General features: G+C 39.2%; 5 protein-coding genes and 2 pseudogenes. 5 read left to right on the forward strand and 2 right to left on the reverse strand.

What is annotated here, in order from left to right; all coding sequences use genetic code 11:
- Positions 1–70 precede the first annotated feature (70 nt).
- Complete coding sequence (locus PX484_RS22685; protein WP_004163729.1) at positions 71–523, forward strand: divergent PAP2 family protein; 453 nt, start codon at positions 71–73, stop codon at positions 521–523.
- Between the two features lie 197 nt (positions 524–720).
- Here the strand turns inward: PX484_RS22685 and PX484_RS22690 are convergent.
- Positions 721–849 (reverse strand): annotated as a pseudogene (locus PX484_RS22690) (IS110 family transposase); the annotation flags it as partial.
- 2 nt (positions 850–851) lie between these two features.
- On the opposite strand from PX484_RS22690, the pseudogene PX484_RS22695 reads away from it, so the two are divergent.
- The 3 genes and pseudogenes from PX484_RS22695 to PX484_RS22705 form a co-directional block, all read left to right on the forward strand.
- Positions 852–959: pseudogene (locus tag PX484_RS22695) on the forward strand (Uma2 family endonuclease); the annotation flags it as partial.
- Positions 960–1,783: 824 nt separating this feature from the next.
- Entirely contained in the window at positions 1,784–1,978 is a 195-nt protein-coding gene (locus PX484_RS22700; RefSeq protein WP_287767918.1) for a hypothetical protein, read from the forward strand.
- Complete coding sequence (locus PX484_RS22705) at positions 1,959–2,573, forward strand: Uma2 family endonuclease (RefSeq protein WP_287670082.1); 615 nt, start codon at positions 1,959–1,961, stop codon at positions 2,571–2,573. Before PX484_RS22700 ends, PX484_RS22705 begins: the two co-directional genes overlap by 20 nt.
- A 327-nt stretch (positions 2,574–2,900) precedes the next feature.
- Here the strand turns inward: PX484_RS22705 and PX484_RS22710 are convergent, their stop codons facing one another.
- Positions 2,901–3,734 (reverse strand): GIY-YIG nuclease family protein, encoded by an 834-nt coding sequence (locus PX484_RS22710; protein WP_287767916.1) that lies wholly within the window; start codon positions 3,732–3,734, stop codon positions 2,901–2,903.
- 721 nt (positions 3,735–4,455) lie between these two features.
- On the opposite strand from PX484_RS22710, the gene PX484_RS22715 reads away from it, so the two are divergent.
- Positions 4,456–4,914 (forward strand): glycerol-3-phosphate acyltransferase (locus PX484_RS22715; RefSeq protein ID WP_288105629.1); only part of this gene is annotated, 459 nt, incomplete at its 3' end.

Consider the following 4,914-nt stretch of genomic DNA (forward strand, 5'->3'; position numbering starts at 1 on the left):
CCGCTGAACCTTTACGGGCCATCGCCGAGTATATTGTTAATCGTAAAAATTAAATTAAACGAATGAGATTATGCAGGACTTCGAGCAGGTGTTACACAATCAAATACTGCTAGTCTCTCTTTTAGCTTGTTTCACTGCCCAAGGACTAAAAGCGCTGATTGAGTTAATCCGCGATGGTAAGGTGAGTCTGCGCTATTTAGTCTCGTCGGGGGGAATGCCTAGCGCTCACTCGGCGCTGGTGGGGGCCTTGGCTACTGGGGTAGGATTACAGGTGGGTTGGTCTAGTCCCGAATTTGCGATTGCCGCGCTTTTTGCGGTTATTGTTATGTATGATGCGGCCGGAGTGCGTCAGGCAGCGGGAAAACAGGCCCGGATTCTCAATCAAATTATCGATGAAATGTTCCAGGAGGGCAAGGAATTTAACGAGGAACGTTTAAAGGAATTAATTGGTCATACTCCTTTTCAGGTGCTGGTCGGTTTAAGTTTAGGTATCGGTATCGCCATGGTGCTGCTCTGTCGTTAATTGAGGTGTTTTCTGGGGTTGAGATAAACTAGATTTAATAACTAAAATCCGGGGTAATCACTCATGTTACAATCCCTGAAAATTGAAGGCTTTCGCGGTTGTCTCTTCTCGTTTCTGTGTGGAAGGAAGAAGAATAGCAATAATTTTCTGGAAATATAGTCTGACCTCGTTGAAGGTTGTAAATTGTCAGGAAGCTGCCAAGGCTTATTTTGGCGAACCATTGCATTAAGAATGACTAAGATTTTCCGCACACAAGCAGTAAGAGCCAGTGTTTTTGATTTAGCGCGTCCGACTAGGCGTTCGTAAAAGGCTTTAATCACTGGATTATGTTGAGGAAGAATATCAAATTCGGCAATTTCGAGACAGTGATCCCCTGATCTCCCAGACTTTCACCGAATTAAATCTCACTGTCAATCAGATTTTCTTAAGTCTGTAGGGTGTGCATCGTCCACCTTACTCTTTTCGCTTTTTTCTTCAGCTTGAGGGGTTGATTTTGCCGATTAAAATCCGCAATTATTGCCTTTATTTGCTCAATATGATGGGTTTTTAAGCCATTAAGCTCAATTTCTTTTATCGCTTTGGCTCATTGTCAGCTGTAGAACATTTAGATTGGTCATTTAGGCAAGGGAACAGGGAACAGGAAAAGGGAGGCTCTCTCTCAACAAATTTGGCGGGCTATTCCCTTAGGTTGACACCAATGAACGCTTGCGCCCTCCCCTAGATAACCCTGCTTATCACCACAAGTACGCGATAGCCTAAATGTTAATTTTTATTAAATTGTCATGCAGAATACATTATAGGGGGGGTAGTGTGTATCGTTAATTAAAGGTCGCCTTTGGGGTTGGGTTACGTTGTCCCTCAACCCAACCTAATTGTCCAAAATAAAGATTTTTTGAGCTAAATTGATGTTTAATTTTGGTGGGTCAAGCAAAATACGATTTGATGGATTCTATTACTCTGAACCCTATGAAGAACACTTTGGGGAAGTAGATTTTCTGCGGTTTTACCGTGACGGTTCTTGCATTAAGCACTGGACTCAATCAAACGACATCGACTTCATCATGCAGTACATTGACGTACCAGCAGCTAGACATGGCCAGAACACTCTATCTGGATGGGCTGGAACATTCAGCGTTAATCAAGGAGACCTCTTTATAAACTTACTAGGCGGGTCCGGCGGTAAAGAATTTTATGAGGGTGTAATATTGCCAAATGGAGATCTAAAAACTAACTGGCAACTGACTCCTTCCAATCCTTCTTATGGGCCTCGCCGTCGTTACCAATTATATTTTTGGTTTCGTCCTCATCGTTTTTGGCAGCGATAGTGCGATCGCAGATTGTGTAGAGAGTTTGTCGGGTGGGCAATGCCTATTTTACATTCAAGGTAAAATAGAGCTAAGGAAGTTAGTAGAGAGAGAATGCTATTTTGCCAGCTATGAGCCAAACTTTACCTAAAACTGTTAATTTCGAGGAATTTGTCCGTTGGCTGCCTGAAAATTCGGGAGTGCGTTATGAGCTACACAAGGGAAATATTATTGAAATGGCACAACCCGCAGGAGAACACGAGGAAATCAAAGGATTTTTAACTGTTAAACTCAGTGGAATAATTGATAGACTAGGGCTTCCTTATTTAATTCCTAACCAAGCGATTGTCAGACCTGCTGGTAAAAATTCTGGTTATTTTCCTGATGTATTAGTGCTAAATCGAACCAAGCTCGCTCAGGAAAAATTATGGAAAAAAGAATCAATCCTTAGTGAGGGTGCATCTATCCCTCTGATCATTGAAGTGGTATCGACCAACTGGCGTGATGATTACTACTTAAAATTTGCTGATTATGAAGAAATGGGTATTCCTGAATATTGGATTGTCGATTATGCAGCCTTAGGTGGGCGTAATTTTCTTGGCACTCCTAAACAACCGACCATCTCTGTTTGTCGCTTAGTTGAGGAAGAATATCAAATTCGGCAATTTCGAGACAGTGATCGCCTAATTTCCCAGACTTTCACGGAATTAAATCTCACTGTCAATCAGATTTTCTTAAGTCTGTAGAGTGTGCATCGTCCGCCTTACTCTTTTCGCTTTTTTCTTCAGTTTGAGGGGTTGATTTTGCCGCTTAAAATCCGCAATTATTGCCTTTATTTACTCCATCTGCTTGGGTTTTTAAGCCATTAATCTCAATTTATTTTATCGCTTTGGCTCATTGTCAGCTGTAGAACATTTAGATTGGTCATTTAGGCAAGGGAACAGGGAACAGGAAAAGGGAGGCTCTCTCTCAACAAATTTGGCGGGCTATTCCCTTAAGTTGACACCAATGATCCTATGCGCCCATAATGTAATATAGATATTTCTACAAAATTGAGATGCACCCATTCAAGATTACCCTTCAATCCAAAGCAACGGAACTAAATCATCGACAAAGCAGGATAAATCCGCAAAATCATAAGGATATTGATTAGACATTCTCTTAAAATCATGTTCTGGGATTGTTCTCATTTTTACCCCAGCAAGTTTTTGAAAATTTGTTATTGATTTAATCTGTTTATAATTATCGGTAGGGGTGATAGAGATTATTACTCCATTACAAGCCATTTCCCAATGATTATTATAGGAACGATTCTGACGAGCTAGGGCTTTTTGTCCGCGACTGCCTATTTGAAAATCTTCTGGCCCCCTGATTCTTCCCCAAGGTTTTCTTCTAATCTTAAAACTGGTATTTATATTATTATTTTCTTGAATAAAATTTTTAATCTTTGCGGCTGTCCCTTTCGGAGAACAATCTGTCCAGTCATATTTCAAATGAATATGTGGTAGCTCTTGAGAAGTTTGTGGTTTAAACCCAATAATGATTAATCGTCGAGAAAATTCCCTGAGAAAATTTCGGAAGACTAACTCTGATGGTACAACTTGTGGAGATTTAACTTCTGTTCTATTTAGCAAAGGTTGAAAATGTTTAATTAGATATAGTTCAATTTCATTTAATTCTTCATTATTGCAAACTTGCCAAGCTATTCTTACAGGATAATCTTGATTAATTTCTTGTAATTGATATATACGATGGTGATTTTTCCAGCGAGTTAAAAGATTAACTGCTTGACCAATATAAAGAATTCTATTTTGAGAATCGATAGCAAAATATATGGCCGAACAATCAGGAAGTTGATTTAAATTATCTAGTTCTACTGAAGACATTGCCAAAGGATCGAGCAGCATAAACCTAGTCTTATTTTATTTTCAAGATAATAATTTTCTGTAATTGCTATCAATTATAACTCATTGTTGGCTTAATTTTTTTAGGTAAGGGTTTTAAAATTGCCGTAACCTTTATCCTGTATGCTTTTTAGCGAATAAGGTAAGCAGAACAGTGGCGATTCCTTAACCTCAAAATGGTCTTTTTGTACTAACAAATATGCGGGTAGAACGCTCAATGCTTTTGCTAGACTGCATTTGAGACAATTTATCAAATTTTCGTTTCCAGAAATAAGCGAAGGGTGAGTGATAAAATTCATGTCAGCGAAGAAGTCCGTCAAGCTGTGGAAGAAGAAGGAGTCTAAGATAGTTTATTTACATCCTTACTCTCTCGACTTTACCTCGATTGAAAACTATTGAAAACTTTTGCCCAAAAATCAAGTCTATCTTGGGAAAATTACAACCGAAAAATTATCGAGACTTAGACAAGGCTCTCGAAGAAGCTTTTAAGGCAGTCTCCAAGAAAGACACCCGTAATTGCTGCAATCACTGTTGTGATTATACCTCATCTGTCCGAGAAAAACTGTAAGTATTTATAAAGTAAAATTTAAAATAAATAATGTCGTGGGTTGGTAGAGCTAAAATACTATATAAGATTTAAGGGAGTGTGGACGGAATTATTCTAATCCCGATACCTGACAGTACTCCACCGGGAAGTAACTATTTTTTAGAGCCAGAAAATATAATGAGAGAAATTTGGGGATCCCTATTTATTTTTTTAGTCTGTCCCATCATCGGGGGACTGCCTCTGATCGATTGGATAAATTATCTCGTAACTGGACGTAAATTATCCCAATTAGGGACCGGTAATATCGGTGTAACTGCCGCTTTTTACCATGGGGGTAAATTGGTGGGAATTTTGGCGGTAATTTCGGAAGCAGCCAAGGGAATTATCGTTATTTTCCTAACCCGTTTCTTTTTTCCCACTGGCTCTTCTTGGGAATTATTAGCTTTAATTGCCTTAGTCGTGGGGCGCTATTGGTTAGGAAAAGGTGCGGGAACGACTAATGTTTTCTGGGGATTAATCGTTCACGATTTTGTCGCTGTTTTTCTCACCTCAATCATTAGTGGGATTAGCTTTACTATTTTTCGAGAAAAATCTACGGGTAGATTGGTAGGATTATTTTTATTAGCTTTAATTCTC

This window comes from Microcystis sp. M49636_WE2 (genome assembly GCF_030065375.1).
Lineage (GTDB): Bacteria > Cyanobacteriota > Cyanobacteriia > Cyanobacteriales > Microcystaceae > Microcystis > Microcystis aeruginosa_C.